Here is a 26,714-nt window from a genome sequence, read left to right on the forward strand (position 1 = left end):
ACCAAATGAGCTCCCCGACAAAACCCAATCTCAGACCATGCAAGGATGAACTGCGCCGAAATCAGGTGCTGGACGCCGCAGCGGAGTGCTTCCGTCGGGAGGGTTTTCATGGCAGCAGCACCGCCACCATCTGCCAGGTTGCCGGCATCAGCCCGGCAGGCCTCTATCGTTACTTCAGCAGCAAGGAAGCCATGGTCGAAGCCATCGCCGAGCGTGAAGAAAGCGACATGGCTGAACTGCTGCGACGTATGGAACAGGATCTGGACGGTGGAAATCTTGCGACCCGTCTGACTCGCCGGACTCAAGAGATGGTCGAACGCAACAGCGCTCCGGAATCCATCGGACTGATGCTTGAGCTGGCAGCCGAAGCGGCGCGCAACCCTGCCGTGGCAAAAATCTTGCGACGGACTGATCTTGCGGTCAAGAAACGCTTTCTTGACATGGCCCGACGTATCGGTCTGCCTGACGGCCTCGACGAGTCCACGCTGGTGAAGCGCATGGACATGATTGCCGCGCTGTTCAGCGGCTTGGCGCTTCGCTCCATGGTCGATCTGCAGCGAGACCGCGCCGCCGTCGTGAACATGACCAACCAGCAAGTACGACTCCTGATCGGGTCAACGCCATGAACGCGCTTCAATGGCATCCACGCCGTACCGTGGTGGTAGGAGGTGGGGTTGCCGGCTTGATCCTGGCGCCCCATCGTCACAGTTGCGCATCGCAGATTAGGGCCAAGCCTACCCCTGTTCCAGATAGCGTTTCCCATGCGCAGATCCCGGGAATGCCCAGACCCTGAAATTGCACTTTGCCGTTCCGTGCAGACCCATGGCCGAGCGCATGAAAGCTTAGGCATAGTTTTAAAGGACCCAGGATGAACATTCAGACTAGCAAACCGAAGCCATACGGACCACCGAGATGGTGGGAGACGATGGCAGGCGCGCCTTTGGCATATTTCATAGTGCTGGGCGGGTTGCTTGGGGCACTGTTCCTCTTGAAGAAACTACTCGCGGCCTAGCATCTTGTCTCGAGATGCCGAAAACGCCAGGAATCAAGGGCGGATGAAATGGCTCGCGCAACCTCTGGACGCTTCGGCTCGTCATCGACTGCACCTCGCAGTCGCACGCGTGTGGCACAAACACTGGCCTCGATCACGCCGCTTTACGGACGCAGCGTGAAGGGCTTTGTTTGACCGCGGCGTCCTTCTGCACCTTGACGGGCGATAGCGTGAAGGCGTTGCATCTTCCACCTGAAGCCTTCGCGCAGGCGGAGCCGGCGCCAGTTGAACAGGAGGTTCGTATTGACCCACGCTCTGGCGCGATGGACACGAGCGACGCACCAGATTTCAGGCTGCGTTCAACCAGTTCCTGCTTCAGTTCTTGGTACGCGTCGAAAGACCAAAAACAAAAGCCGCAGTCTCTTTTTGACTGCGGCTTTATGTGGGATTTTATGTGGGACAAATTCAGAGAATCATCCTAACTTATTGATTTTATTGACTCTCTTGCGGAGAGTGTGTCCAGTGGCGGGAAGCAGATCATTTCCAATGCGCTCATGGTCACGCTCAACCCAGGCGACGAGGTCATTGTTTCCGTGCCGTATTGGGTCACCGAAGATCGCCGCGCGCCTGTCGGGGCTTGGCACGGGCCCTCCACTGCCACGCTGCTGCTGCTGCTGCTGCTGCTGCGCACTCTTCCTGCTCTCGGAGCCTCAACCTAAGCTGCGCCGACCGATTGCACGAGTATCAGGTTGTCAGCCTCGAGTCCTTCTGTCGTGAACAGTTCTGGAGTCGCTTCCTCCGGAATTCCTTCCAGCATAAGCGCCGCTCTTGCTTGCTGAAAGGCCCGCCGAACAGACAAGCCGAACCCTAGCGCCGAGTAGAACTGCGAGGAGAAGACACGAGCAGCATCGTCCCCAATTGAGGTGTTCATTCCGATCGCAGCAGGAACATGCTCGACGACAGCTTTTGCTTGGCCGCGGGAGTAGCACGTGTTGAAGAACACTAACTGGATATCATCAGAGCCGGCGGCCATGGTCTGCACAATCGCCTCCTTTGAGACCAACTTCGCATTTCCGGCGTTGTCCTGGAAGACGATCTCGTCTTGATCCGATCCATGCCCACTGAAGTGAACAACGGTTGGGCGTATCTCGTTTATCGCCTGCAGCACGTCCATGGGTCGAACCGCCCATCGTGACTTCAAGTCGACCGCATCCCTATGCTGCGACTTTCTGATCATCTCCTCAATGCCGCGAACCTCTTCGTCGAGCCTCAACTGCTGCTGATCAATCGGGTTAGCAGCAAGAAAAAGCACAATGATCCGGCGCGGTAACTGTTCCAGCTTTTTCAGCGCCGACATCGTAAGTTGATGATTCTGACTTACCGTCCCCGCCAGCGATGCCATACGACGCGCATTCTCCTGCGCGGCGCGCTGCTGCTCTTGGCCTTTTTGACGACCTTCCTGAATCTCCGCTGACGCAAGTCGTTTGTGAGCATCGTTCAACCGAATCTGCTCACGGGCAATCCTCGTCTCGATATCAGCCACCTTTTTCTGAGATCGCGCCCCGGCCTCCTCATGCTTTTGCACATCACGAATCCGCGATTGAATCGAGGAGAGGCTAGTCGCTCGCCGCGCTGAGTCGGCAGCGGTATTTGCGCGCTTCTTCTCGTCAGCCACCTTGGACGTTTCTCGCGCCTTTTCTGTTTGCAGTCGGGCAATCTCTTGCTGATGCTTCAGCACGTCCCGTCGGCAGCTCTCTGTTGTCATCTCTCGAGCATAGCTTTTGCGCGCGCAGACAACTGCACTCTTTTCTCGGTTACAGGAACGCCCCTTGAAGGCGACAGGACCATCGACGCACGCGGGTGCCGCCCGGAGGCGGTTGCCACAGGATATCAAGTCACGAGATCAAGGGTCGGGCTGTTCCTCGATATGCTTCATACGGATTTTGTCCAAGCGGGCCGTCTGCGTTCGCCTCAGTTCTTCGAGCCCCCCTAGCTCCAGCAGTTCCTCCGCCGTCAGTGTGGGACCTGCCAAGTACCGAAGCGCGTCGAGCAACAACGCAGTGGACACGTTCAAGCTGTCCGCCGGTAGTTCTTCCAGATCGGCATCCTGAACGCTGGCGGGAATCCCAGTTGCTTCGTTCCATCGCGTATAAGCCATGGTCGCCGGCATCTCAGCGTGGGCGCATACTGACAGTTGCTGGTAGATCGTCGGATATGCCTGCGGCGCGCCGCTGGCGGTTGCCCAGTATCTCAAGTTGAAATTTTTGCCGGCGGGCAAGCTGGCTATGGCTGCATCGATGTGTGCGTCGCTCAGCGTGGGCAGCCGTTCATCTTCACCGAGTTGTTTCAATCTGCGAATAGTCTTGATGGCCTCTCCATTGGCCTGCGCAAGCCATTCATCCATCTGCACCGGGTCAGCCTGAATGGACAACATCACCCAGCCCATTTCCAGCACCGTTCGCGTCAGTACGCAAGCCGGCTCCAAGTTATCTGCGCGCGCCAGCGTGACCGCGCCCTGCACAAACCGCAGCATGCGGAGCGCGTGTGCCAACATCACCACGCGCGTGCGATCCGCAAGGTCCGTGCGCTGTTTGCGCAACAGCCGATCAGTCAAACGGCAGGTACGGTCCGCGAGTTCGATTGCGTCGGAGTTCGGGTTGTAGTTCATCCCCAGATTGTGCTGAGAATCCCCAGGGCGCGGCCAAAGCCGAGTCAACGCTGGGTACGGCAAGAGTGCCGCGAGACATGGCGAGTGCCCTTACTGCCTTGTCCTGCTGAACAAGTGCCCCGCTATGCCGCGCAGCGGCTGTCGCCGGTGAATTTTTTCAGCCGCCAGACCGCGGTCATGCACCGCGCTCGCCAATATGGCCTCAACCCTGCTTGTTTGCACTCCCAACACCACGTGAGCAATGCGAGACGCATTGCGAGCAGCGTCAGACGATCCGCATCGGTGTAGCTAGCTGTCACGTAGGAGTTTCGCGCAGCCCGACCGTGGGCGGCAGGGGGCAAGGTCAGCAGGACCTCGATCCTCCGCGCTGGCCGGACCCGCAAGCTTCGGCCAAGCGACCTCCCAAATTCCCTTACATCGGCCCTTACATCAAGCGAAACGCGCAACAAGGAAAAAGAGTTTGCTACCCAAAAGATAGCAAACTCTTTTGCAATGACAACATTCTTGGTGGTAGGCCGTGCTGGGCTTGAACCAGCGACCAACGGATTATGAGTCCGCTGCTCTAACCAACTGAGCTAACGGCCCACTGGTCACGATTCTATTCGCCGCCGCGTCCTACTTGCGGTGGCTCAGCGCATTGCCGACCAGCCGCGACGTGATATCGACGATCTGGATCATGCGTTCGTAGGGCATGCGCGTCGGTCCGATCACGCCCAGCGTGCCCACGACCTGCCCATCGACCTCGTAGTTGGCACTGACGATGGAAAGCTCCTCGAACGGCACGACCTGGCTTTCGCCGCCGATGAAGATGCGCACGCCTTCGGCCTTGCTCGACACATCGAGCAGACGCATCAACTGGGCCTTCTGCTCGAAGAGCTCGAAGGCGCGGCGCAGTTGTCCCATATCGCTGGAGAAATCGCTCACCGACAGCAGGTTGCGCTCGCCGGAGATCACGACTTCGTCTTCCTGCGCCTCGGTCAGCACCTCGGAGCTGACCTGCACCGCAGCCTGCATCAGGGCGGCGATCTCGCCACGCAGCTTCTCGATTTCGGACTGAAGCCGATCGCGCACCTGCTCAATGGTCAGGCCCGCATAGTGGGCATTGATGTAGTTCGAGGCCTCGACCAGTTGCGACTGCGAATAGTCGGCCTCCGGGAAGATCACCCTGTTCTGCACGTCGCCATCGGGCGAGACGATGATGACCAGCAGCCGCCGCTCGGAGAGCCGCAGGAACTCGATCTGCTTGAACACCGAGGCGCGCCGCGGCGCCATCACCACGCCGACGAACTGCGACAGGTTCGACAGCAGGTTCGCCGCATTGGCGATCACCTTCTGCGGCTGGTCGGGCGCCAGGCTCGGCGTGCTCATCTGCTCGCGCTCGGCGGTCAGCATGGTGTCGACGAAGAGGCGGTAGCCGCGGTGCGTCGGAATGCGTCCGGCCGAGGTGTGCGGGCTGGCAATCAGCCCCAGCGCCTCGAGGTCGGACATGACGTTGCGGATGGTCGCGGGCGACAGGTCGAGCCCCGACGAACGCGAGAGCGTTCGCGAGCCGACGGGTTGCCCGTCGGCGATGTAGCGCTCAACGAGCGTCTTGAGCAGCAACTTGGCACGGTCGTCCAGCATTGCAAGATTTTAGTGTTGTACGTTCAGAAATTCGGTCGGCGACGACAAAGCTAGCTCAATCTTCGGAAGCGCGGGCCACCCCACGCACGCCGCCCCACCCCTCCGCGCATCAGCGCAGACCTCACCGCCGTGGGCGACACGCCCAGCAGCACGGCAACCTCCCCCAAAGTGAATCCCTCTCGATAGAGTCGAGCAGCCAGGTCAGCAACGTCGCCAGTGACCAACGGTTGACGGCCGAACAGCACCCCTCGAGCACGCGCGGCCACGCGGCCGGCCTCACATCGCTCCCGGATGATGGCTCGCTCGAGCTGCGCCACGGCACCGAGAATCTGGAGAACAAACTCACCCATCGCCGAGGAAGTATCGATGGGCTCGGTGAGCGATTTGACAGAGCAGCCGGCCAGCTTCAGACGATCGAGAAGATGCAGCAAATCCTTCAGGCTGCGCGCCAATCGATCGAGCTTGTAGACGACCAGCGTGTAGCCAGGTTGCAGGGCCGCAAGCGCCTTGTGCAGCTCCGGGCGCGGGCCTACCCCGCTGGTTTTCTCAGCATAGATACAACGCACACCAGCACCCCGAAGGGCATCCAGCTGCATACGTGTTTCCTGTTCATTCGTGGACACCCTCGCATAGCCAACAAGCATTAGCCCGCCTCACTCCGCGCTATTTTTTTCATAGCATAGTACATTTAGCTACAACACGTTGAGGAGCGGGAATGGACAGGCATCTACAGCAGCTCGAAAGCGCCATCTGGCAGGGACTGATCTTCCAGGCCGCTGTCGGAGCAATCGTGACAACGATCATGTTTTACGTGCTGTATCTGGTGGTGAAAGCCGCAGTGAGAGACGGGGTGAGAGAGGGAATGGCACAGAGCAGGGCAGGCGGTCGACGAGAACCAGGCAGAGCGCCAGCACAAGAGCTTCCCGACATGCGGGCAGACTGACCGCAGCGACGAACTACCGGGTACAGGGTGAGCGAAGGTCTTCCCCCCGCAAGCGGGTCCCCGAACTTCCGGCTTAGCAATGAAGGGGGCGGTTTGAAGATGAGCGACGAATGGACAGGACAGCCACGCGAGTGCGAGCCGTCCGCCCCGCTAACGCAGGGCTACCGCCCCGCACTCGCTCTCGCATAGCGCGCCATCACGTCGAGACGTTGAGCAGGCGGCAGCTCACGACACAGGCGAACGACCCGGGACCAGCCTTCGTCGGGCACGCCCAACGCCGGCCGGGCCTGCGTGGCGGCTTTCGCACCGCGCTTGAAGCCAGCAAAGAACTGCCTCCACCACGACGGCTTCGGCTGAGCCTGAAAGCGGCCGTAGAGGTGCCAGGGCGACAGCACCGAATGGGTACCGTGGGGATAGTCGATCAGGAAGACCTGGCGGGTGTCGTAGCACTTCTCCAGATCCTTGCCGATGAAGGTTGCACGGTTGGCGACCAGATCCTGCGGATTGGTGCCCATGCGGAAAACGGCCATGTGAAACTTGGGCAGGAAGCCGGCTTTCTCGCCAAACAGCAGCGACAACAAGCCACCGACGAAGGGCACGCGCACCTTGTCGAAGCGGGTATGGCGTACGGTCTGCTCAATAAACGACTCACGCACCTGCTTATCGATCTGCGCGACGTTCTGCATGATGTACCAGGTGTCCCACCCGTACTTTCGGCCGTGCGCGAAGAAGTCGAGCACATCAGCACGTCCCTTGTCGGCAAAGGTCCGGGTGTTCAACCAGGTCCCGAGCTCATCGAGAAAAAGCCCGCCGTTGTTGTCCTCCTCATAGCTCTCCGGATTGCCATGACCAATGGACACGAGATCGAGCGCTGAAGGCTTGTCAGGCACGCGGACATAGGTTGCCTTGGACTGATCGCCAAACATCGCCCTGAGGTCAATGTCCAGGTTCGTAGCCACCCTGCGTTTGTGAGACAGGTAGCGATCACGGATCAGACGAACGGCGTTCTTACTCTTGCCGGTGCCCTTCTTGCCGGTCAACGCGTAGTCAGTCATTTCGAGAAACTCTCAATGCCCACGCGCTGGATACGCCAAACGGACGTGCCGATCCACACCGAAGCCACACAAGCAATCACCGCACTCGCGTTGCCCGGGATGAACATGCCCAGGCCGACCCAGAACATGCGAATCCAGTTGCCAGGACCGCCACCGACGCCGATGGCCCCCGTCATCATCGAAAAGAGCGAAGAGCAGCACACGAACACCGAGGCAAAGAACACGGCTGCAACCGCAATCCACGTTGTGTAGGCCGCGATCTTGAGCGCGGTCGTATAGGCCATCTGCGTGGCGAGCAGGGTAGCAAGACCACTCGCCAGGGACCCTATGAATGCAGCAAGCAACGGCATCAGATGCTCCTTTTAACCATACCGAGGCACAAGAACAGGCCGCCAGCGGCCCACAGGAAGCCCATCAAGGCCCTACCGCCATCGACCACGCCGCAGGCGTCGATCTTCAATCCGTTGAACGCTGGCGGTAGCTCTGTGGGCTCGCACGCCGCAATGGGAGGTGACCACAACATGGAACGCACAGGTTCGAGAAAGCCCTTGTCGGCAGTGCCTGAAGCCTTGGCCAGTTGCTCGTCGTTCTTGCCCTTGGTTTCGTCCATCTTGGCATTGGCAGTCTCGTAAGTAGTACCAACACCAGACGGGACGCCCTTCTCATCGACCTTAACATTGCATGTCGGCTCACCAGGGCCACCACAAGGCTTATGAGGTTCATCGCCCGTGCCAGAACTACCAGCACCGGAGCCGGATGCAGTGCCACCAGCACCACCACCCTTGCCACCTGTCGCAGCACCAGCAGGGCCGCCAGCAGGACCACCATTGCCCGTGCTGGGAGTACGGCCCGCACTGCCAGTTCCAGAGCCCTCACCAGACGGCGGCTTAGCACCCGCAGGAGGATTACCCGCAATCGGCGTCGCGCCAGGTGCAGAACCCAACGGCGTAGGCGTGATCGGCTTGGCGGCAGTACCCACGCACACGGGCTTTCCGTTACCCAAGTCACCTACTGACCCCGGACAATCGGGAGGCGGAATGTCTTTCTTCGCCCCAGCGTCAGCCGTCCCCATCGTGCACTCTCTACCTAGACCCAAGCTCGGGTAATCGACCGACCGCCTGTAAAGGCCATTGGCCGTTGGAGACTGGCTCACGTATGGCTGTACACCGGGCCCGCTGGTCTGCAAAGACACAGCACATCCGCTGTCGCACACCTCACCACTGGCCGGCGGCGACATGATTGGCCCCACAGCCGACCTATCGCCCTCATCCGGCGTCCGCGTGTAGCCCTCGGTCCAACTCAGCACACCGACCACACCAGTTTTCGACGTACAAGAGTTTGGAGCCTGACAGATGTTCCCCGGGTCCGTCTGAGTAGCTGTACCGTCCGGTTTGAGATACCACTTTTGAACAGTGACCCCAATACCAGACTGCTCCCACGTGGACCCGTTCCAACGTCCACACACAGAAGTCGCACCCTCGCCCACCAGAGAGTAAGCCGGTGCACCCGCAGCAAGCGGATACACCGAGTTCCCCCATGAACACACCGCCGAAAGGTTCTCCACCGAACGACCAGGAACGACTACATAGCCCGACTTCTGACCATGCGTGCCACGGTACTCGACCTGACACGCCGACTGCGCCCAAGCAGCCCCGAAAAAGCAGAAAGAGAGCAAGGCAATGAACCAACGACGAAGCGCTACCACACCTGACTCCCGCACGTACCGATGACCGTGCCGCAAGCCCGAATACGATCTTTGAACGGATCGCCGGGCCGGTTGGTGGAAGCACAAGCCACGAGGGCCAAGGCCAAAAAAACAAGCGCAATGCGGTCCATAGTGGCTCCAGACGTTTACCACTGCACACCCCGAAGGGTGCACAGCAGAAAAGGCCCGAAGATCAGGCAGCACCGCGACTGCGTTTGATCCACTTCACGCCGATCAAGATGCCGACCGACACGGCAGCGAGGCCCCACATGCCGGGACCGAAACCGGTGTTGTTCGCTGCGGCCTGCTGGAAACCTTCCAGCGCAGTACCCGGATCGGCCGCCAGGGCAGCAGCACTGGCACCCAGACCAGCAGCAGCGGCAGCGGCCTTCTTGGCGAATTGCGAACGGAATTGCTTGTTCATGTCTAACTCCTCTGTTGAACTGGTGGTCCCGAAAAGTCGGGGTTGCACCCGCAAGCCCACCGCCGAGGCAATGGGCTAGCAGTTGAAACCTCAAGCTGCGTAGAGGGTGTTCTTGATCTGCCGCATCTGCCAGCCGCAGACGAAGCCAAGCATCCAGACACCGAACATGGCGGAGACGATTCCGGTCATTGCTTGCAGTCCTCTTTGCACTGGGTCATCGCAGGCATGACAGCCGTGACGTCTGGCCCAGGGTTGAACGGGTTCTTGATGGTGCGTGCCCACGAATAGACGCCCCAGCAGACGCCGAGGAACACGACCCAAGCGATGATGCGTGTGGTCATTGCTGGTGCCCTCCGATGTAGCCGAGCGCGAAGATGACGACGGTTCCGACACCGTAGATGGCACTAATGAGTGCATCGAGTTGATCTGCTGTCATGCGTTGCTCTCAGTGATACGTAGGCTGGTCATCGGGTCGTGACCACCACGAGAACGGGCCTGCCGCATCGAGAGCCCGTGGGGTAGTCCGCACTCGCATAAAGCTTGAAAAGCCGCCGCCTGTTGGTGCGAATTCAGACGCGAGAAACTCTCCGGTCTGAGCATTGAGATAGCCGCCTCCCTCCGCAGGTCGGAAGCGGTCTTGCACCGAAGCATTGCCCTGCACATAAGCAGGCCACAGCACCCAGCGCTTGAAAGCAGCACCAGCTTTGTCAAGGCCACCGACACCAGAGATTCGAGCACCACGGGGGAACCCTCCGATTGATTTGCTTTCGAGCTTGCTGGCGTACTTCATGAGGTAGCCGATGGGCTGAGTTGCCTTCTTGGTGTTGGATGCGCCATGGGGCCACCACGCGGCCTGATAGACGCCCTTCACCTTGCGGCGACGATCTGCATACGGCATGGAAACGCCGTCAGGCAGGAAGAAGATGCAGTGGTAGTGCAGGACGCCACGGCCGATGCCGTCAGCACGCTTGCTGCCGTCCTGAATCTCGGCAACCCACACGTAGCGCAGGCGCTGGCCCGGGCAACGGTCCTTGAACCACTCGCGCACCTTGCGGATGTAGTCGGAGACGTGGCGCGGCTTCCACAGGGTCTGGCCGGTGCCGCCGTCCTTCTTGTCGGCGTACGTGAGTGTGACCATCACGTTATTCGTCGGCGGTGCCTCGACCAGATTCATCAGGCACTTGGCACCAACGCCGATGGCCTTGCGAAGCCGGGTGACCCGGGCTTGCGCCCGGTCGATGGTTATGCACTGCTCTGCCCACCGCAGAGCGGTAGGAAGCACTGCAAAACCACTTGTTGATACTGAGACAAGCCCGCGCGCTGCGCGCGCTTCTGCAGCCTCCGCATCGCGTGCGAACTGACGCTGCGAAAACGCGCGCAGTGCATCCATCGAGGACGCACGCGCGGCATTGACTTCAGCTTGACGAACGCCGAGGTAGCTCATGCGCGCTTCTCTTCCGCCGTGTCCGGCAGCGGGTAATGCACGATCTGCCGAATCGCTCCGCAATGCCGATACCAGCAGCCGAGGCCCCAGGTCAGAACAGCTGGCTTCATAGCGTGGCCTCGATAAGCGCAGCAGCCTGGGCGCGCAGGTTCGCGGCCAGGACACGCTCGTAAGGAGAGAGCGAGCGCTGATCGCCGCCGTCGAGGCCTTCGAGCCAGTAGCGAAGGCGGAGGAAGTTGCGGGCGTAGGCGCTCATTTCCACGACCTCAGTTCGCGGCGCACGTCGATCCACATGCACGCGACGATCACGACGCACGTCAGCGCGTTCACCACGAGCCACGGCCAGGGGGAAACTTCAACGGCGCTCATCACAGGCCCGCCTCTGCTTCGAGGTCGAGCAGCACAGCCAGCACGAAAGCAGCGGCTTCGGCTTGCTCAGCCATCACGGCTTCACGACGCGCAGCGCCAGGCATGCGCAGAACCTCGTAGTACTCCACGCGATCACGGTGGCGCTTGGCCTCCAACAGATGCGAGCGGAGAAGGTTCACAGCCTCAGCACCCTCCGGCTCGAACATGGAGAGTTGAGCCGACGCGTTCACAGCGACTCTCCCGAGAGCGGCACGCCGTTGGCCGTGTAGGTCACATCAATGACGATCTGGCCGTCATCGGCAGAGGCTTCGACGCTGATGCCGTCCATGCCATCTTCCTGCGCCGAACGCAGGAGCGCGAGCAGCGCACCTTCCAGCGTGGCGAGGTGCGCGGCCTGCATCGCTTCACGCGAATGCATGGTGCACCCCTTCAGCTATTGGACTTGGGGGCCGGCGCGACAGCGCGTGCCAGCCTCGGAGCCACCGAGAGCTTTCCCTTGCTGTCCACGTAGATGCTGGAGGGGTGCAGGAGGTAGTCGCCCGGCGCGTAGAACAGCGCTGCGCCGTCCTTGTCCTTGGGCAACGAGATTTCGACTTTCGTCGGGTGTGGATCGGGATTGCCTTCGCGGTCCGAGAGGAACATCCACACGTCCTGAAAAGACATGTCGTAGGGCTTGCCCGTGGCCTTAGCGTTGCCCTGCATACGACGCACCGAGGTGCTGGTAACCGAAACTTTGATCATGGTGGCTCCTGTAAGATTGACTACAACATGTAGTCAGACAGGATTACGCCAATGCCTACACCTTGTAGTCAACTAGGGAAGTACCATAACTTCACCTTGTAGGCATGAATACAACATGTAGGCATGAACTGATATGCAAACCACACTCAACCTGCTAGACACCGCCCTCTCGAAGCAACCCGCACCGTTCTGGACCGAGAAACTGAAGCTCTCGCGCGGCGCATTGCACACGGCAAAAGCTCGCGGCCACCTGAGCCCGGCAATTGCTGGTGCGCTGGCCGAAGAACTCGGCCAAGACCCGAAAGAATGGATCGTGGTGGCGGCCCTCGAATCCGAGCGGGATAGCGCATGCAAAACCCGCATGGTCAAGAAGATGGCCAAGGTTTTGATGTTGTAATTTGTGAGATATGACCTCTCGCTTTCGTCACGTCGCCCTGATCGGCAAATACCAGGCTTCCGGCGCCCGAGCGCAGGCGGATGCGCGCGACGGCGTCATGGAAGGCATCGGCACCTTCCTCGAATCGCAAGGCTGCACGGTGTTCGTCGAGCGCTCGACCTGCGAAGACGACGATGACGGCGCCCCCGCCCATCCGCGCTACGAAGCCTTGAGCGTCGAGGAAATCGGCCAGCGCTGCGACCTCGGCCTGGTGGTCGGCGGCGACGGCACCATGCTGGGCATCGGCCGGCAGCTTGCCAGCTACGGCATTCCGCTGATCGGCATCAACCGCGGCCGGCTCGGCTTCATCACCGACATTCCGCTCGACAACTACCAGGCCACGCTGATCCCGATGCTGGCCGGCGAGTACGAGGAAGACCACCGCAGCCTGATGCATGCGCAGGTCGTGCGCGACGGCGCCTCGGTGTTCGACGCGCTTGCGATGAACGACGTGGTCGTGAACCGCGGCGCCACTTCCGGCATGGTCGAGCTACGCGTCTCCGTCGGACGGCATTTCGTGGCCAACCAGCGCGCCGACGGCCTGATCATCGCCACGCCCACGGGCTCGACCGCCTATGCGCTGTCGGCCGGCGGGCCGCTGCTGCATCCGGCGGTGCCGGGCTGGGTGCTGGTGCCGATCGCACCCCACACCCTGTCGAACCGCCCCGTGCTGCTGCCCGACGCCGACGAGATCGTCATCGAGCTGGTGGGCGGGCGCGATGCCAGCGCCAATTTCGACATGCAGTCGCTGGCCTCGCTCGCGATCGGCGACCGCGTGGTGGTGCGCCGCTCCGACTTCCGGGTGCGCTTCCTGCACCCGCGCGGCTGGAGCTATTTCGACACGCTGCGCAAGAAACTTCATTGGAACGAAGGGGGCTCCTGAAATGGCGCTGCGACGCATCGCACTGCGCGACTTCGTGATCGTGCGATCACTCGAACTCGACCTGTCCGGCGGCTTCACGGTATTGACCGGTGAGACCGGCGCGGGCAAATCCATCCTGATCGACGCATTGCAGCTGGCGCTGGGCAACCGTGCCGACGCGGGCGCCGTGCGCGAAGGCGCCGAGCGGCTCGACGTGAGCGCCGAATTCGACGCCGACGCAACCCTGGACACGTGGCTCGACGAGGGCGGCTTCGAGCCCGGCGACGCGCTGCTGCTGCGCCGCACCGTCGACCTGCAGGGCCGCAGCCGCGGCTGGATCAACGGCAGCCCGGCCACGGCCACGCAGCTGCGCGAACTCGGCGACCGGCTGCTCGACATCCACGGCCAGCACGCCTGGCAGAGCCTGACGCGGCCCGAAGCCGTGCGCGGCCTGCTCGACGCCTACGCGGGCGTGCGCACCGACGCGCTCGACGCCGCATGGCAGGGCTGGCGGCAGGCTCTTTCGGCGCTCGAACATGCGCGCTCGGCGCAAGACTCGCTGCAGCGCGAACGCGAGCGGCTGCAGTGGCAGATCTCCGAAGTCGCCAAGCTCGCGCCGGGCGCCGACGAGTGGGAAGAGCTGTCGACCAACCACTCGCGCATCTCCAACGCGCAAGCGCTGATCGACGCAGCCCAGGGCGCCAGCCAGGCGCTGGAAGACGACGACAGCGGCGCCCTCTCCGCGCTCTCGCGGGCGGCCACGCTGCTGCAGAACTGCGAGCACATCGAGCCCGAGTTCCGCGCGCTGGGCGAGGTGCTCGCCTCCTGCGTGGCGCAGGCTTCCGACGCGGCCCACACGCTGCACGGCTACCTGCGCAACGCCGACACCGATCCACAAAGCCTGGCCGAGCTGGATGAACGCATGGGCCTGTGGATGTCGCTCGCGCGCCGCTACAAGCGCACACCCGCCGAGCTGCCGGCGCTGCTGGCCGGCTGGCAGGCCGAGCTGCAGGCGCTCGATGCACAAAGCGATCTCGAAGGCCTGGAGCGTGCCGAGCACGGCGCGCAACAGGCCTACCTGAAAGAAGCCAAGGCGCTGAGCAAGGCCCGCAAGCAGGCCGCCCCGCGCCTCGCCCAGGCCGTCACCGACGCCATGCAGGGCCTCGGCATGCAGGGCGGACGCTTCGACGTGGAACTGCAACCGCTGGCACAACCAAGCCGCGCCGGCCTCGAAGACGTGGCCTTCCTCGTGGCCGGCCACACCGGCAGCACGCCGCGGGCCATCGGCAAGGTGGCCTCGGGCGGCGAACTGTCGCGCATTGCGCTGGCCATCGCCGTCACGACCAGCCAGCTCGGCGCCGCGCAGACGCTGATCTTCGACGAGGTCGATGCCGGCGTCGGCGGGGCCGTGGCCGAGACGGTCGGCCGGCTCATGAAACAGCTCGGCCGCGACCGCCAGGTGCTCGCCGTGACCCACTTGCCCCAGGTGGCCGCCTGCGCCGACCATCACCTCGTGGTGGCCAAGCGCCAGACGGCGGCGGCGGGCAAGGACGGCCCACGCACCGAAAGCGGCGTGTCGCGCCTCGACGACGACAACCGCGCCAGGGAAATCGCCCGCATGCTGGGTGGCGAGAAGGTCTCGCAGACCTCGCTCGCGCATGCACGCGAGATGCTCGGCCACAAGACCCCGGCGACCGCGCCATGAGCCTCGACCTCGTGCTCATCACGGGCATGTCGGGCTCCGGCAAGTCGGTGGCCCTGCACGCGCTGGAAGACGCTGGCTACTACTGCGTCGACAACCTGCCGCCCGAACTGCTGACCCCGTTCATCGCGCTGCAGCATGAGCAGCAGGCCACGCGGGTGGCCATCGCGATGGACGTGCGCAGCGGCGTCTCGCTGCCGATCGTTCCGCATCAGCTCGACGCGCTGCAACGCGACGGCGAGATCTCGCTGCGCTCGCTCTTCCTCGACGCAACCACCGACGCCCTGCTGCGCCGCTATTCGGAAACCCGCCGCCGCCACCCGCTCTCGCGCCAGGAAGGCCGCACCGACGTGCCCGAGCAGCATCGCGTGCTGATGCAGGCGATCGAGCTCGAACGCGAGCTGCTGGCCGACCTGCGCGACGGCGCCGACGTGATCGACACCAGCCTGATCCGGCCTGCGCAGCTGCAGAGCTACATCAAGTCGTTGATCTCCGCGCCGCAGAGCGCGCTGACGCTGGTGTTCGAGTCATTCGCCTTCAAGCGAGGCGTACCGCTCGACGCGGACTACGTGTTCGACGTGCGCATGCTGCCCAATCCGCACTACGTGCCCGCGCTGCGCCCGCTCACGGGCCGCGACGAGCCGGTGATCGAATGGCTGCGCGAGCACGACGACGTGGCGCGCATGTACGACGACATCGAGCAGTTCCTCGCGCACTGGCTCGACGCGCTGGCGCGCGACCATCGCAGCTACGTGACGGTGGCCATCGGCTGCACGGGTGGGCAGCATCGTTCGGTGTTCTTGGTCGAGCAGCTGGCGCGCTCGTTCGGTGCGCGCTGGGGTGCGCTCAAGCGGCACCGCGAGCTCGACGCGATCTGACTGTCTAAGCCTCGCTGCTCTCGAGCAGCTTGCGCATCGGCGCCGGCAGGCCCAGCCGGCCCCACTCGTCCGCATCGACCCAGCGCGCGCCATCGCCTTGCGGCTGGCCACCCTGGAGCTGCAGGGGATGCAGGTGAAGGTCCTTGTGGGTCAGCACATGCACGAAGGCCGGCAGGTCCTGCACGCCGCGCTGCGCGGTCGTCGGCAGCACGGCCAGGAGGTCTTCGCGGCTGTCGAACACAGGCAGGCAATAAAGCCCCGCCCAGATGCCTTTCGACGGCCGCTTCTCCAGCCATACGCGGCCTCGCGCATCGCGCGCCAGCAGCACCCAGAGCGACTGGGCGCTGCGCTTGAGCTTGCGCGTCTTGACGGGATAGCGCTCCGGTGCGCCTTCCCGCAGGGCCGCGCAGGTCTTGTTGACCGGGCAGATCATGCAGCTCGGCTTGCGCGGCAGGCAGACCGTGGCGCCCAGGTCCATCACGCCCTGGGTGTAGTGCGCGATGGCTTCTTTCTGGTCGGCCGGAGGAAGCAATTGCGTCGCGAGGTCCCACAGCGCACGCTCCTGCGCCGCCGAAGACATGTCGCCCGCGAAGCCGAGCACGCGCGTCAGCACGCGCTTGACGTTGCCGTCGAGGATCGCCACGCGCTCGCCGAAGCAGAACGCCGCAATGGCCGCGGAGGTCGAACGGCCGATGCCGGGCAAGGTGACGAGCTCGGCGGCGGTGCGCGGAAACTCGCCGCCGAAGCGCGCGACGACATCCTGCGCACAGCGATGCATGTTGCGCGCCCGGCTGTAGTAGCCGAGCCCGCTCCAGAGCCCGAACACCTCGTCCTCGGTGCCGGCGGCCAGCGCCTTCACGTCGGGAAAGCGTTCGAGAAAGCGCGCGAAGTAGCCGAGCACCGTCGACACCTGCGTCTGCTGGAGCATCACCTCCGACAGCCAGACGCGGTACGGGTCGCGGGTGTTCTGCCACGGCAGCTGGCTTCGCCCGTGGCTGCGCTGCCAGCTCACGATCTGCGAGGCGAAATCGGGGGGCAATGGCAGGGTTGCAGCCGCCGTGGAGACGGAAACTTCAGGCCGCACGCAGCTCGCCGACAGTGGCCGCGGCCTGCGGCCTTCCGTGCTGCGCGATCATCGATGTGAACTCGCGCAGCTGCACATGAAGCTCGGTGAGGTTGCTCTCTTGAGAGGCAAGCTCCACCAACCGCTCGTCGAGGTTGCCCGCCGCGCTCTGGATGCGCTCGATCGCCTCGATGCGCTTGCTGAAATTGCGGCGGCGCTCCTTGAGCTGTGCATCGATCTGCGCGCTCGCACCCTTGCTCCAGCGCTCGACCTCGGTCATGGCCGCCTCGTTGACGAGCCGCAGCCGGCTGGCCAGCGCACGCACCAGCTTGTCGCAGAAGTCGGCCTGCGCGAGCTTCAGCAGGTTGCCCACGCCCAGGTAGTGGATATGGCTGCGCTCGATCTGGCCCAGCTCCTGTTCGAAGCCCGTGAGATCGGGCTCGGCCGGCGCCTGCAGGGTGAAGCCCTGCTCGGCATTGAGCTGGCGGAAGGTGGCGTGCAGCATCGACTGGATCTCCGCCGTGGTCGCCTGCACTTCGCGCAGGTTGTTGCGCAGCGAGTCGAAGGTCTCGGCGTACACCTTGCGGACGTTGAACTTGACACCAGGGCGCTTGAGCGCGGCCGACAGCCGCACCATGTCGGCCTTCAGCGCGGTACGGCCGAGCACGGCATACACCTCGCGCAGCAGCTTGCCCTGCACCGATCGCAGCGCCAGGATGCGCGTGTTGCTGCCTTCGAACTCGGTGTGCTCCTGGTCGATGCGCGCGCGCATGTGGCGGATCACCGAGACGTTCTTGCCGCGCAGCCCCTGCAATTCGAGCGCCTGCTCGGACAGGTCGCGCTGGCGCACCTTCAGGATGCGCTCGGCCTCGGCACGCAGCGCGGTCATGCCCGCGTCGACCGCCAGCCGCAGCATGGTTTCGCGCTTGCCGAGCACGCCTTCGGCCAGCAGGGATTCGAGCGCCGGCAGGCGGCTGGCCTCCAGCAGCTGGCCGTCGTGCTGGATCTTGGCCTGCAGGCCCTTCTGCGCGGACACCGGCAGCACCTGCGCCAGCGGCACTTCGAGCAGTCGGGCCGCGCCTTCGCGCTGGCGCTCGATCTGCTGCTCGATGTGCGCAGGCTGGCTCAGCGTGTCCCACATCGTGTCGATCTTGTTGAGCACCACGAAGCGCGTGTCGTTGCCTTCGTCCTCGGTGATCAGGTGCTCGCGCCAGATCGAAAGATCGGAGCGCGTCACGCCGGTTTCAGCACCCAGGATGAAGACCACCGCATGGGCCTGCGGAATCAGGCTCACCGTGAGTTCGGGTTCGGCGCCGATCGCATTCAGGCCCGGGGTGTCGAGAATCACCAGCCCCTGCTCCAGCAGCGGATGCGGCATGTTCAGCACAGCGTGGCGCCAGCGCGGGATCTCGACGCGGCCCTGCGCGTCCTGCGCGGGGTTGTCGTCGGGGGTGTCGTCGTCCCAGAAACCCAGCGTGCGCGCTTCGTCCTTGGTGACCCAGCGCACCTCGGCCACCTTGCTCATGGCCTGCGCCAGCTGCTCGGCGTCGCCGACGTCGATGGAGATCTCGGTCCACCGCGTGGGTTTCTCGCGCCAGTGAGCCAACGAATGCGGCTCCAGGCGGGTTTCGATGGGCAGCAAGCGCAGCTTGGGCGCAAGCGCGGCGTCGTAGCCCAGCTCGGTCGGGCACATCGTGGTGCGGCCCGCGCTGGCCGGCATGATGCGCCGCCCGTAACCGGCGAAGAAGATGGCGTTGATCAGCTCCGACTTGCCGCGCGAAAACTCGGCGACGAAGGCGACCATGACCTTGCTGGTGCGGATCTGCGTCTCGAGGCCGCGCAGGCGCTCCGCCACCGCCTGGTCGAGCAGCTCGTTCTCGGTCAGCCAGCGGGACAGCCACTGCAGCCGGTGGGCGAAATTGCTTCGCCACGCACCGTGCTGATCGAGTTGTTGGTTGAAGGAGCGGCTCAAGGGAAATATGTAAGAAACAACTTACAAATATAGCATCGGGAGGTGGCAACAACCGTTTCTAGATTGTTTCTCTCGTCGGATTGTGACGCTTACTTCTGGCACTTGGGGCAGTAATAGGTGGAGCGCTGTCCCTGACGCAGCAGGCGGATCGGCGTTGCGCAAACCCGACAGGGTTCGCCCGCACGGCCATAGACGGTCGCTTCGAGCTGGAAATAGCCATTCTGGCCGTCCACATTGGAGAAATCGCGCAGCGTGCTGCCGCCCTTCTCCACCGCCCGGGCCAGGATCTCGCGCACCGCCGCATGGAGCCGGGCCGCCCGCGGGCGGCTGATGCGCGCGGCCGACAGCGTCGGCCGGATGCCCGCCTGGAACAGCGCCTCCGACGCGTAGATGTTGCCCACGCCCACCACGACGTCGCCCGCCAGCAGCACCTGCTTCACGGCGCTCCTGCGCTTCTTGAGGCCGGCATGGAAGGCATCGAGGTCGAAGGCGTCGCCCAGCGGCTCCATGCCCAGCCCGCCGAGCAGCTTGATGGCCCACGGGGCGGCCTCGTCGTCCACGTAGACCACCGCGCCGAAGCGGCGCGGATCGTTGAGCCGCAGCGTGCCCCGGTCGGTGACCAGGTCGAAATGGTCGTGCGGCCCGGGCGGCGGCAGCGCTGCGTCGAAACGCAGGCTGCCCGACATGCCGAGGTGCAGCAGCAGGATGCCGCGGTCGAGGTCGATCAGCAGGTATTTGCCGCGCCGCCGCACCTCGCGCACCTGCCGCCCGACCAGCGCCTCGGGCAACACCATCAGCGCCCAGCGCAGGGGCTTGCCGATGCGCACCGCGTCGATGCGCGCGCCCGCGATGCGGTCGGCAAAACCACGGCGGGTGACTTCGACTTCGGGTAGTTCAGGCATGGAAAGTAAATCTCCGGCAAACGCCAGCGGCAACGAGGCCCCACGGGGCACTCATTCGGGAGCCTCGATTATTATGGTCGGATGAATCTTTCGCCCCGCCGACACCGCCTTGCGGCGGCCGCGTCCCTCGCCTTGCTGGCCTGTGCGGTTCACGCACAATCCTCCGCCCCTGCAGCTCCCGGCAGCCCCGCGCTGACCATCGAACACTCGGCTCAGCCGAAGCCTGCAGTCAAGCCCAAGGGCACTGCAGCCAAGGCGGCCAGCGAACCCGTACCGCAGCCGTCTGCGCTGACGGCCGACCTGTTCTATGAAATCCTGATGGGCGAGATGAACGCCCGCTCCGGCGACCCCGGCTCCGGCTACGCGCTGGTGCTCGATGCCGCGCGACGGCTGCGCGACGGCAAGCTGTTCCAGCGTGCGGTCGAGATCGCCCTGCAATCGCGCTCCGGCGATGCGGCGCTCGCCGCGGCGCGGGCCTGGCAGGAAGCCCTGCCCACCTCGCGCGACGCACGCCGCATCGAGCTTCAGATCCTGATCGCGATGAACCGCATCGGCGAAACCGTCGAGCCGCTGCGCGCCGAAGTGGCTGCGACCTCGCAAGTCGAACGCCCGCTGCTCATGGCTGTGATCGCACGCAACTACGCGCGCGCCTCGGACAAGAAGCTGGCCGCCTCGGTGGTCGAGCAGGCCCTGGTCGACGAACTGAAGAGTCCGACCGGCGGCGGACTGGCCTGGGCTACCGTCGGCCGTCTGCGCCTCAATGCAGGCGATGCCTCCGGCGCCCTGGAGGCTGCGCGCAAGGGCCAGGAGATCGACCCTGCCTCCGATGCGCCCGCGGCGCTGGCGCTCGAGATGATCGACCCCGGCCAGCCGCTCGCGGAGCCGATCGTCACGCGCTACCTGAGCAGCAACCCGAAGGCCGCGCCCGACCTGCGCATTGCCTATGCGCGCGTGCTGGTCGAGAACCGGCGCTTCAACGACTCCGCCGCGCAGCTCCAGGTGCTGACCACGTCGCGACCGGAACTTGCAGAGCCATGGCTGCTGCTCGGCAGCCTCCAGATGCAGGCCAGGCAGGATGCCGCGGCCGAGACCTCGATCAAGCGCTTCATCGAACTGTCGGCCAACCGCGGCGGCAACAAGGACGCCGACGACGCTGCCGATCGCAAGCGCGGTGTGTCGCAGGCGTACTTTGCGCTGTCGCAACTGGCGGAGCGGCGCAAGGACTTCACGGCGGCCGAGCGCTGGCTCGCGCGCGTCGATGGGGCCGACGAGCTGGTGGCCGCGCAGACGCGCCGCGCGGCCCTGCTGGCCCGCCAGGGCAAGCTGCCCCAGGCGCGTGAAATGATCCGTAGCCTGCCCGAGCGCACGCCCGAGGACAAGAAGCAGAAATTCCTGGCCGAAGTGCAGCTGCTGCGCGACGCGAAGCAGTACCAGGCGGCCTACGACATGCTCGCCCAGGCCTCGGCGAAGTCGCCGGACGACGGCGACCTCGTCTATGACCAGGCCATGGTCGCCGAGAAGCTCAACCGCCTCGACGACATGGAGCGCCTGCTGCGCCGGCTCATCGAGCTCAAGCCCGAGAGCCAGAACGCATACAACGCGCTGGGCTACTCGTTCGCCGATCGCAAGATCCGGCTCGACGAGGCGCGCACGCTGATCCAGAAGGCGGTGCAACTGGCGCCCGAAGATCCGTTCATTGCCGACAGCCTGGGCTGGGTCGAGTTCCGGCTCGGCAACACGACCGAGGCGATCCGCATCCTCGAGGCGGCCTACAAGACGCGACCCGATCCCGAAATCGGTGCTCATTTCGGCGAAGTCCTGTGGAGCACCGGCCAGAAGGACCGCGCGGTCACGGTCTGGAAGGAAGCCCTGCTGAGCGATGCCGAGAACGAGACGCTGCAGGAAACGCTCAAGCGCCTGCGCGTGAAGCCGTAGATGATGCTCGCCCCCAGGCAGGTCGACGGTGGCCGGCGCGCCCTTCTGGCGATGGGTGGCGCGGCCCTGCTCGCGGTGGCGGGCTGCGCCCAGCTTTCGGGCGGCCCTTCAACCCGCACACCCTCGGACAGCTGGAGCGGCCGCATGTCGCTGCGCATCGACAGCGAGCCGGTGCAGACCTTCGCTGCGCTGTTCGAGCTGCGCGGCTCCGCCGAGACCGGCGACCTGACGCTCACGACGCCCATCGGCAGCACACTGGCGCAACTGCATTGGGCGCCGGGCGAGGCCCTGCTGAAAGACGGCAGCAAGACGCGGCGCTTCGACTCCGTCGATGCATTGATCGAGGCCGCCACCGGCGCCGCCATCCCGGTCGGCGCGCTTTTCGGCTGGCTCGCGGGCCGCAACGATCCCGTTCCCGGCTGGAAGCCCGATCTTGCGCAACTCGGCAATGGGCGGCTGCAGGCCGTGCGCGAATCGCCGAGTCCGAGGGCTGACCTGCGCATCGTGTTCGAGCGGTCATGAAGGCGATCCACGACCTTCCCGCGCCGGCCAAGCTCAACCTCTTCCTCCACATCACCGGCCAGCGCGACGACGGCTACCACCTGCTGCAATCGGTCTTCATGCTGATCGACTGGTGCGACACGCTCCACGTCGAGCTGCGGCGCGATGGCCAGCTGAGCCGCGAGGACCTGACGACCGAGTTGCCCGCCGACGACCTGGTCCTGCGCGCCGCCCGCGCGCTGCAAGCGTTCGCCGCGCCCGGCCAGGGCGCGCACATCGGCGTGGCCAAGCACGTGCCGGCGCAGGCCGGCATGGGCGGCGGATCTTCGGATGCGGCCACCTGCCTGCTCGCGCTGAACCGCCTGTGGGGGCTGAACCTGCCCCTGTCGCGGCTGGCCCGCATCGGCCTGAAGCTGGGCGCAGACGTGCCTTTCTTCCTTGGCGGGCACAACGCATGGGTCGAGGGCATCGGTGAGCAGATCCGACCGGTTACACTACCGTCGGCGCGTTTCGCGGTGGTCAAACCACCCGAGGGACTCGATACCCGATTAATTTTTTCGGCTTCCGATCTTCAACGCGCCACACCTGTTGCTATAATCTCGGGCTTTGCTGCAGATAGCGAATTGTCTGAAGCGACAAACCTGGAAAGCTCGGTTCTGAGCGCTTCGGTTTTCGACTTCGGCCACAACGACCTGCAGCCGGTTGCCCAGCGACTTTGCCCCGCCGTCACCGACGCCATCGAATGGCTCGGCGCCCAGGGGTTGAAGGCCCGGATGACCGGCTCCGGAAGTTCGGTGTTCGCGAAGATGCCGCAAGCGCCGCAGGAAGCGGAACTGCTCGAAGCCCCCGAAGGCTGGCAGGTTCGTCAATGCAGCAACCTGGAAGTTCATCCGCTGTGCGGGTGGGCAACCTGAAGATGATCGGACCGTTCATTCGGTTCGATGCGACATATATCGGTTGATGGTGAAAACCATCGACCCGTGTAGGGGAGTCGCCAAGCTGGTTAAGGCACTGGATTTTGATTCCAGCATGCAAAGGTTCGAATCCTTTCTCCCCTGCCAAATCTTCAACGACTGCGGCCCAACGGCCGCAGTCTTCTTTTGCAGCCCACCCGCTGCAATAATCGGCGGCTCACCGGCCGCCATGCATCACAAACCTTTTGGCGGCTTCCTAAGCCAATTCGCACTGCCGGGACGCGCTCATGCAGGCTAATCACCCTGATTTCATGGTTTTCACCGGCAACGCCAATCCGGGCCTTGCTGCAGAAATCGCGCACAACCTCGGCACCACGCTGGGCGCCGCACGCGTCGGTCGCTTCTCCGATGGGGAAGTCACTGTCGAGATCAACCAGAACGTCCGTGCACGCGACGTGTTCGTGGTGCAGTCGACCTGCGCTCCGACCAACGAAAACCTGATGGAACTGCTGATCATGGTCGACGCGCTCAAGCGCGCTTCGGCCGAACGCATCAGCGCCGTGATCCCCTATTTCGGCTATGCCCGCCAGGACCGCCGCCCGCGCTCGAGCCGCGTGCCGATCTCGGCCAAGGTGGTGGCCAACCTGCTGGAAACCGTCGGTGTCGAGCGCGTGCTCACGATGGACCTGCACGCCGACCAGATCCAGGGCTTCTTCGATATCCCGGTCGACAACATCTACGCCTCGCCCGTGCTGCTCGGCGACCTGCGCGCCAAGAACTACGAAGACCTGATCGTGGTCTCGCCCGACGTCGGCGGCGTGGTTCGCGCCCGTGCGCTGGCCAAGCAGCTGAACTGCGACCTCGCCATCATCGACAAGCGCCGCCCGAAGGCCAACGTCAGCGAAGTCATGAACGTGATCGGCGAGATCGACGGCCGCAACTGCGTGATCATGGACGACATGATCGACACCGCCGGCACGCTGGTCAAAGCCGCCGAAGTGCTGAAGGAGCGCGGCGCCAAGAGCGTGTACGCCTACTGCACGCACCCGATCTTCTCGGGCCCGGCCATCGAGCGCATCACGCAGGGCTCGGCCCTCGACGAAGTGGTCGTGACCAACACCATTCCCCTTTCCGACGCCGCCATGGCCTGCGGAAAGATCCGCCAGCTCTCCGTGGCACCGCTGATCGCCGAAACGATCCAGCGCATTGCCAAGGGCGAGTCGGTGATGAGTTTGTTCTCGGATCAGGACAACCTGTTCTGACCGGGGCATGAAGCGGGCCTCCTTTGCGGGAGGCCTTTTTGAACCGGAGTCGCACTGGTCGCGGTGGACTCTCACAGGAGCTAGTTATGAAATTCGTCGCTTTTGAGCGCGCAAAGCAGGGCACGGGTGCGAGCCGCCGTCTCCGCATCTCGGGCAAGACCCCCGGCATCGTCTACGGTGGCGACACCCAGCCGCAACTGATCGAGATCGATCACAACGCGCTGTGGCACGCCCTGAAGAAGGAAGCCTTCCATGCGAGCGTGCTCGAAATGGAAATCGGCGGCGCGGTCAGCAAGGTTCTGCTGCGTGACGTGCAATACCACCCGTTCCGCCAGCTGGTGCAACACATCGACTTCCAACGCGTCGATGCCAAGACCCGCATGACCATGAAGGTGCCGGTGCACTTCAAGGGCGAGGAAGAATCCGAAGCCGTCAAGATCGACCTGAACCTGGTCAACCATGTGACGACCGAACTCGAACTGAACTGCCTGCCGAGCGATCTGCCCGAGTTCATCGAAGTCGATCTGTCGGGCCTGAAGAAGAACGGCACGGTCACGTTGAAGGACATCAAGCTGCCCAAGGGCGTGAAGTGGGTCAGCCACGGCAAGGTCAACCCGGTGCTGGCTTCGGCCGTGTCGCCGGCTGCTGAAGAAGCCGATGTTCCCGCCGAAGGCGCAGTCGCTGCCGACGCAGCTGCCGCACCGGCAGGCAAGGGTGGCAAGGCCGCTCCCGCCGCCAAGACTCCGGCTGCCAAGACCGCCAAGAAGTAATCCACTTCTCGCGTCTGTCTTTGCGAAGGCCCGCTCCGTGCGGGCCTTTTGCTTTTGGCGGATCGGATAATCCACGACCATGATCAAGCTGTTTGTCGGCCTCGGAAACCCGGGCCCAGAGTACGAAGCCACGCGGCACAACGCCGGCTTCTGGTGGATCGACGCCGTCGCGCGCGAGTGGAAACTCAACCTCGTGCCCGAGCGCAGCTACCACGGCCTTGCCGCGCGCGCCAACATCGGCGGCCAGAGCATCTGGCTGCTGGAGCCGCAGACCTTCATGAACCTGTCGGGCAAGTCGGTGGCCGCCCTCGCCCGTTTCTTCAAGATCGCGCCGGAGGAAATCCTCGTGGCGCACGACGAGCTCGACGTGGTGCCGGGCCAGGTCAAGCTCAAGTTCGGCGGCAGCCATGCCGGCCACAACGGACTGCGCGATATCCACGCGCAACTGGGCACCGGCGACTACTGGCGGCTGCGGCTGGGCATCGGACACCCTGGCGTGAAATCAGAGGTCGTCAACTGGGTGCTCAAGAAGCCGCTCAAGGAACAACGTGAAGCGATAGAGGACGCCATCGTCCGCACCCTGCACGCGCTGCCTGCGCTGGTGGCAGGCGAGATGGAAAAGGCGACCCTGGTCATTCACACGAGCAAACCACCCCGGCCCAAACCGCCGCGGCGGGAGCCCGGCGACGGAGGCACGCCTGCCGCCACCTAGCCGGCCATCGGAGTGCAGGAGGGAGAGAAATAAAAAATGAGCCAGCAGAAGAAAAGAAAGAGAACGACAGCCGGGAGTATCGGGATTGCTATATTTTCAATAGCAACATGCGCTTTCTCCATGAGCACGTCCGCCCAAAACGCCGCAAGAACCTGGCGATGCGGCAACACCTATTCCGACCAGCCTTGTGAAGGCGGCACGACGGTGAAGGTGAACGACCACCGCAGCGACCAGGACCGCCAGGCTGCCGATGCCGGCACGCGCAGCGCCCAGACCTACGCCGACCACCTGGAACGCACCCGGCTGTCCCAGGAAAAGGCGGCCAACGACCGCGATCAGCGTGCCGCGCGGGAAGCCAGAAACGCCGCGCTGGCGGAAAGACGGCTTGCCCTGTCCGAGCAAAGGGAGAGGGATCGCGCACGCAAGGCGGCCAACGATCCGCACAGGTCCAGCCTGAATTTCAGCGGCGGCCAGAGTTCAAGGGCGGCCGGCGATGCCTCGGAGCGCAAGAAAAAGAAGCGGAAATCAGCCGCCTAAGCGCTGCTCGACACGGACGTCACCTTGATCGCCGTGAGACGCTCGTACTTCTGCATCAGCGTCTCGCGGCTTTCCACGTGCTCGGGATTCACGGGAATGCAGGCCACCGGGCAGATCTGCACGCACTGCGGCTCGTCGAAGTGGCCGACGCACTCGGTGCACTTGTGCGGGTCGATCTCGTAGAACTCCGCACCCATGTAGATCGCGTCGTTCGGGCACTCGGGCTCGCAGACATCGCAGTTGATGCATTCGTCGGTGATCATGAGGGCCATCCCCCGATTATCGCGGGGCCGGACGAACGGGCT

General features: G+C 63.9%; 30 protein-coding genes, 2 tRNA genes and 1 pseudogene. 14 read left to right on the plus strand and 19 right to left on the minus strand.

Going from position 1 to position 26,714, the window contains the following annotated elements; all coding sequences use genetic code 11:
• Window positions 1–5: 5 nt before the first annotated feature.
• Complete coding sequence (locus ACEOAB_RS24445; RefSeq protein ID WP_413748113.1) at window positions 6–626, plus strand: TetR/AcrR family transcriptional regulator; 621 nt, start codon at window positions 6–8, stop codon at window positions 624–626.
• A gap of 880 nt (window positions 627–1,506) precedes the next feature.
• Window positions 1,507–1,602 (plus strand): annotated as a pseudogene (locus ACEOAB_RS24450) (aminotransferase class I/II-fold pyridoxal phosphate-dependent enzyme); the annotation flags it as partial.
• A gap of 104 nt (window positions 1,603–1,706) precedes the next feature.
• Here ACEOAB_RS24450 and ACEOAB_RS24455 read toward each other — a convergent pair.
• The 15 genes from ACEOAB_RS24455 to ACEOAB_RS24525 form a co-directional block, all read right to left on the minus strand.
• Complete coding sequence (locus ACEOAB_RS24455) at window positions 1,707–2,756, minus strand: CHAT domain-containing protein (protein WP_413748114.1); 1,050 nt, start codon at window positions 2,754–2,756, stop codon at window positions 1,707–1,709.
• A gap of 138 nt (window positions 2,757–2,894) precedes the next feature.
• Entirely contained in the window at window positions 2,895–3,659 is a 765-nt protein-coding gene (locus tag ACEOAB_RS24460) for a DUF5677 domain-containing protein (RefSeq protein ID WP_413748115.1), read from the minus strand.
• Window positions 3,660–4,167: 508 nt separating this feature from the next.
• Window positions 4,168–4,244, minus strand: a tRNA-Ile gene (locus ACEOAB_RS24465).
• A gap of 30 nt (window positions 4,245–4,274) precedes the next feature.
• A complete protein-coding gene (gene hrcA, locus ACEOAB_RS24470) occupies window positions 4,275–5,282 on the minus strand; it encodes a heat-inducible transcriptional repressor HrcA (protein ID WP_007834354.1) in 1,008 nt (335 codons plus the stop codon).
• A gap of 50 nt (window positions 5,283–5,332) precedes the next feature.
• On the minus strand, window positions 5,333–5,926 hold the full coding sequence (locus tag ACEOAB_RS24475; RefSeq protein WP_413748116.1) for a recombinase family protein: 594 nt from the start codon (window positions 5,924–5,926) through the stop codon (window positions 5,333–5,335).
• A 460-nt stretch (window positions 5,927–6,386) separates the two neighbouring features.
• The gene (locus ACEOAB_RS24480) at window positions 6,387–7,280 is read right to left on the minus strand and encodes a zonular occludens toxin domain-containing protein (RefSeq protein WP_413748117.1); all 894 of its coding nucleotides are present in this window, start codon (window positions 7,278–7,280) and stop codon (window positions 6,387–6,389) included.
• On the minus strand, window positions 7,277–7,630 hold the full coding sequence (locus ACEOAB_RS24485; protein WP_413748118.1) for a hypothetical protein: 354 nt from the start codon (window positions 7,628–7,630) through the stop codon (window positions 7,277–7,279). The genes ACEOAB_RS24480 and ACEOAB_RS24485 overlap by 4 nt, the downstream gene beginning before the upstream one ends.
• On the minus strand, window positions 7,630–7,890 hold the full coding sequence (locus ACEOAB_RS24490; RefSeq protein WP_413748119.1) for a hypothetical protein: 261 nt from the start codon (window positions 7,888–7,890) through the stop codon (window positions 7,630–7,632). Before ACEOAB_RS24490 ends, ACEOAB_RS24485 begins: the two co-directional genes overlap by 1 nt.
• A gap of 1,288 nt (window positions 7,891–9,178) precedes the next feature.
• Window positions 9,179–9,409: a hypothetical protein gene (locus tag ACEOAB_RS24495; RefSeq protein WP_413748120.1), complete on the minus strand. Its 231-nt coding sequence runs from the start codon at window positions 9,407–9,409 to the stop codon at window positions 9,179–9,181.
• Window positions 9,410–9,594: 185 nt separating this feature from the next.
• A complete protein-coding gene (locus tag ACEOAB_RS24500; RefSeq protein WP_413748121.1) occupies window positions 9,595–9,750 on the minus strand; it encodes a hypothetical protein in 156 nt (51 codons plus the stop codon).
• 104 nt (window positions 9,751–9,854) lie between these two features.
• Window positions 9,855–10,853 (minus strand): rolling circle replication-associated protein, encoded by a 999-nt coding sequence (locus ACEOAB_RS24505; RefSeq protein WP_413748122.1) that lies wholly within the window; start codon window positions 10,851–10,853, stop codon window positions 9,855–9,857.
• A gap of 106 nt (window positions 10,854–10,959) precedes the next feature.
• The gene (locus tag ACEOAB_RS24510) at window positions 10,960–11,109 is read right to left on the minus strand and encodes a hypothetical protein (RefSeq protein ID WP_413748123.1); all 150 of its coding nucleotides are present in this window, start codon (window positions 11,107–11,109) and stop codon (window positions 10,960–10,962) included.
• A 112-nt stretch (window positions 11,110–11,221) separates the two neighbouring features.
• A complete protein-coding gene (locus ACEOAB_RS24515) occupies window positions 11,222–11,401 on the minus strand; it encodes a hypothetical protein (protein WP_495653155.1) in 180 nt (59 codons plus the stop codon).
• A gap of 47 nt (window positions 11,402–11,448) precedes the next feature.
• Window positions 11,449–11,640, minus strand: coding sequence for a hypothetical protein (locus ACEOAB_RS24520; RefSeq protein ID WP_413748125.1), 192 nt, complete (start codon window positions 11,638–11,640; stop codon window positions 11,449–11,451).
• Window positions 11,641–11,651: 11 nt separating this feature from the next.
• Window positions 11,652–11,963 carry a single-stranded DNA-binding protein gene (locus tag ACEOAB_RS24525; RefSeq protein ID WP_413748126.1) on the minus strand — a complete coding sequence of 104 codons (312 nt, stop codon included), beginning with the start codon at window positions 11,961–11,963 and terminating at the stop codon, window positions 11,652–11,654.
• Between the two features lie 133 nt (window positions 11,964–12,096).
• On the opposite strand from ACEOAB_RS24525, the gene ACEOAB_RS24530 reads away from it, so the two are divergent.
• The 4 genes from ACEOAB_RS24530 to rapZ are packed head-to-tail and all read left to right on the plus strand — an operon-like array spanning window position 12,097 to window position 15,841.
• Window positions 12,097–12,360: a hypothetical protein gene (locus tag ACEOAB_RS24530; protein ID WP_413748127.1), complete on the plus strand. Its 264-nt coding sequence runs from the start codon at window positions 12,097–12,099 to the stop codon at window positions 12,358–12,360.
• Window positions 12,361–12,370: 10 nt separating this feature from the next.
• Window positions 12,371–13,282, plus strand: coding sequence for an NAD kinase (locus ACEOAB_RS24535; RefSeq protein WP_007834361.1), 912 nt, complete (start codon window positions 12,371–12,373; stop codon window positions 13,280–13,282).
• A gap of 1 nt (window position 13,283) precedes the next feature.
• Entirely contained in the window at window positions 13,284–14,966 is a 1,683-nt protein-coding gene (gene recN, locus ACEOAB_RS24540) for a DNA repair protein RecN (protein ID WP_413748128.1), read from the plus strand.
• The gene (gene rapZ / locus ACEOAB_RS24545; protein ID WP_056513372.1) at window positions 14,963–15,841 is read left to right on the plus strand and encodes an RNase adapter RapZ; all 879 of its coding nucleotides are present in this window, start codon (window positions 14,963–14,965) and stop codon (window positions 15,839–15,841) included. The genes recN and rapZ overlap by 4 nt, the downstream gene beginning before the upstream one ends.
• A 4-nt stretch (window positions 15,842–15,845) precedes the next feature.
• On the opposite strand, the gene mutY is transcribed toward rapZ, so the two are convergent.
• The 3 genes from mutY to mutM all read right to left on the minus strand — a co-directional run bounded on the left by mutY (window position 15,846) and on the right by mutM (window position 19,778).
• Window positions 15,846–16,880 (minus strand): A/G-specific adenine glycosylase, encoded by a 1,035-nt coding sequence (mutY, locus tag ACEOAB_RS24550; RefSeq protein WP_413748129.1) that lies wholly within the window; start codon window positions 16,878–16,880, stop codon window positions 15,846–15,848.
• Between the two features lie 34 nt (window positions 16,881–16,914).
• Window positions 16,915–18,876 carry a dynamin family protein gene (locus tag ACEOAB_RS24555; protein ID WP_413314418.1) on the minus strand — a complete coding sequence of 654 codons (1,962 nt, stop codon included), beginning with the start codon at window positions 18,874–18,876 and terminating at the stop codon, window positions 16,915–16,917.
• Between the two features lie 89 nt (window positions 18,877–18,965).
• Window positions 18,966–19,778, minus strand: coding sequence for a bifunctional DNA-formamidopyrimidine glycosylase/DNA-(apurinic or apyrimidinic site) lyase (gene mutM / locus ACEOAB_RS24560; protein WP_056595113.1), 813 nt, complete (start codon window positions 19,776–19,778; stop codon window positions 18,966–18,968).
• Between the two features lie 81 nt (window positions 19,779–19,859).
• Between mutM and ACEOAB_RS24565 the strand changes: the two genes are divergently transcribed.
• The 8 genes from ACEOAB_RS24565 to ACEOAB_RS24600 all read left to right on the plus strand — a co-directional run bounded on the left by ACEOAB_RS24565 (window position 19,860) and on the right by ACEOAB_RS24600 (window position 26,409).
• The gene (locus ACEOAB_RS24565; protein ID WP_056595115.1) at window positions 19,860–21,713 is read left to right on the plus strand and encodes a tetratricopeptide repeat protein; all 1,854 of its coding nucleotides are present in this window, start codon (window positions 19,860–19,862) and stop codon (window positions 21,711–21,713) included.
• The gene (locus ACEOAB_RS24570) at window positions 21,714–22,235 is read left to right on the plus strand and encodes a lipoprotein insertase outer membrane protein LolB (RefSeq protein WP_056595117.1); all 522 of its coding nucleotides are present in this window, start codon (window positions 21,714–21,716) and stop codon (window positions 22,233–22,235) included.
• The gene (gene ispE, locus ACEOAB_RS24575) at window positions 22,232–23,128 is read left to right on the plus strand and encodes a 4-(cytidine 5'-diphospho)-2-C-methyl-D-erythritol kinase (RefSeq protein WP_056595119.1); all 897 of its coding nucleotides are present in this window, start codon (window positions 22,232–22,234) and stop codon (window positions 23,126–23,128) included. Before ACEOAB_RS24570 ends, ispE begins: the two co-directional genes overlap by 4 nt.
• 70 nt (window positions 23,129–23,198) lie before the next feature.
• Window positions 23,199–23,275, plus strand: a tRNA-Gln gene (locus ACEOAB_RS24580).
• A gap of 140 nt (window positions 23,276–23,415) precedes the next feature.
• On the plus strand, window positions 23,416–24,390 hold the full coding sequence (locus ACEOAB_RS24585) for a ribose-phosphate pyrophosphokinase (protein ID WP_056595121.1): 975 nt from the start codon (window positions 23,416–23,418) through the stop codon (window positions 24,388–24,390).
• An 86-nt stretch (window positions 24,391–24,476) separates the two neighbouring features.
• Entirely contained in the window at window positions 24,477–25,160 is a 684-nt protein-coding gene (locus tag ACEOAB_RS24590) for a 50S ribosomal protein L25/general stress protein Ctc (RefSeq protein ID WP_007834380.1), read from the plus strand.
• 79 nt (window positions 25,161–25,239) lie between these two features.
• Window positions 25,240–25,872 (plus strand): aminoacyl-tRNA hydrolase, encoded by a 633-nt coding sequence (gene pth, locus ACEOAB_RS24595; RefSeq protein WP_007834381.1) that lies wholly within the window; start codon window positions 25,240–25,242, stop codon window positions 25,870–25,872.
• Between the two features lie 120 nt (window positions 25,873–25,992).
• Window positions 25,993–26,409 (plus strand): hypothetical protein, encoded by a 417-nt coding sequence (locus tag ACEOAB_RS24600; RefSeq protein WP_413748130.1) that lies wholly within the window; start codon window positions 25,993–25,995, stop codon window positions 26,407–26,409.
• Here the strand turns inward: ACEOAB_RS24600 and ACEOAB_RS24605 are convergent.
• Complete coding sequence (locus tag ACEOAB_RS24605; protein ID WP_056595128.1) at window positions 26,406–26,681, minus strand: YfhL family 4Fe-4S dicluster ferredoxin; 276 nt, start codon at window positions 26,679–26,681, stop codon at window positions 26,406–26,408. The genes ACEOAB_RS24600 and ACEOAB_RS24605 overlap by 4 nt on opposite strands.
• Window positions 26,682–26,714 lie beyond the last annotated feature (33 nt).

The organism is Variovorax sp. Varisp53 (assembly GCF_059491555.1).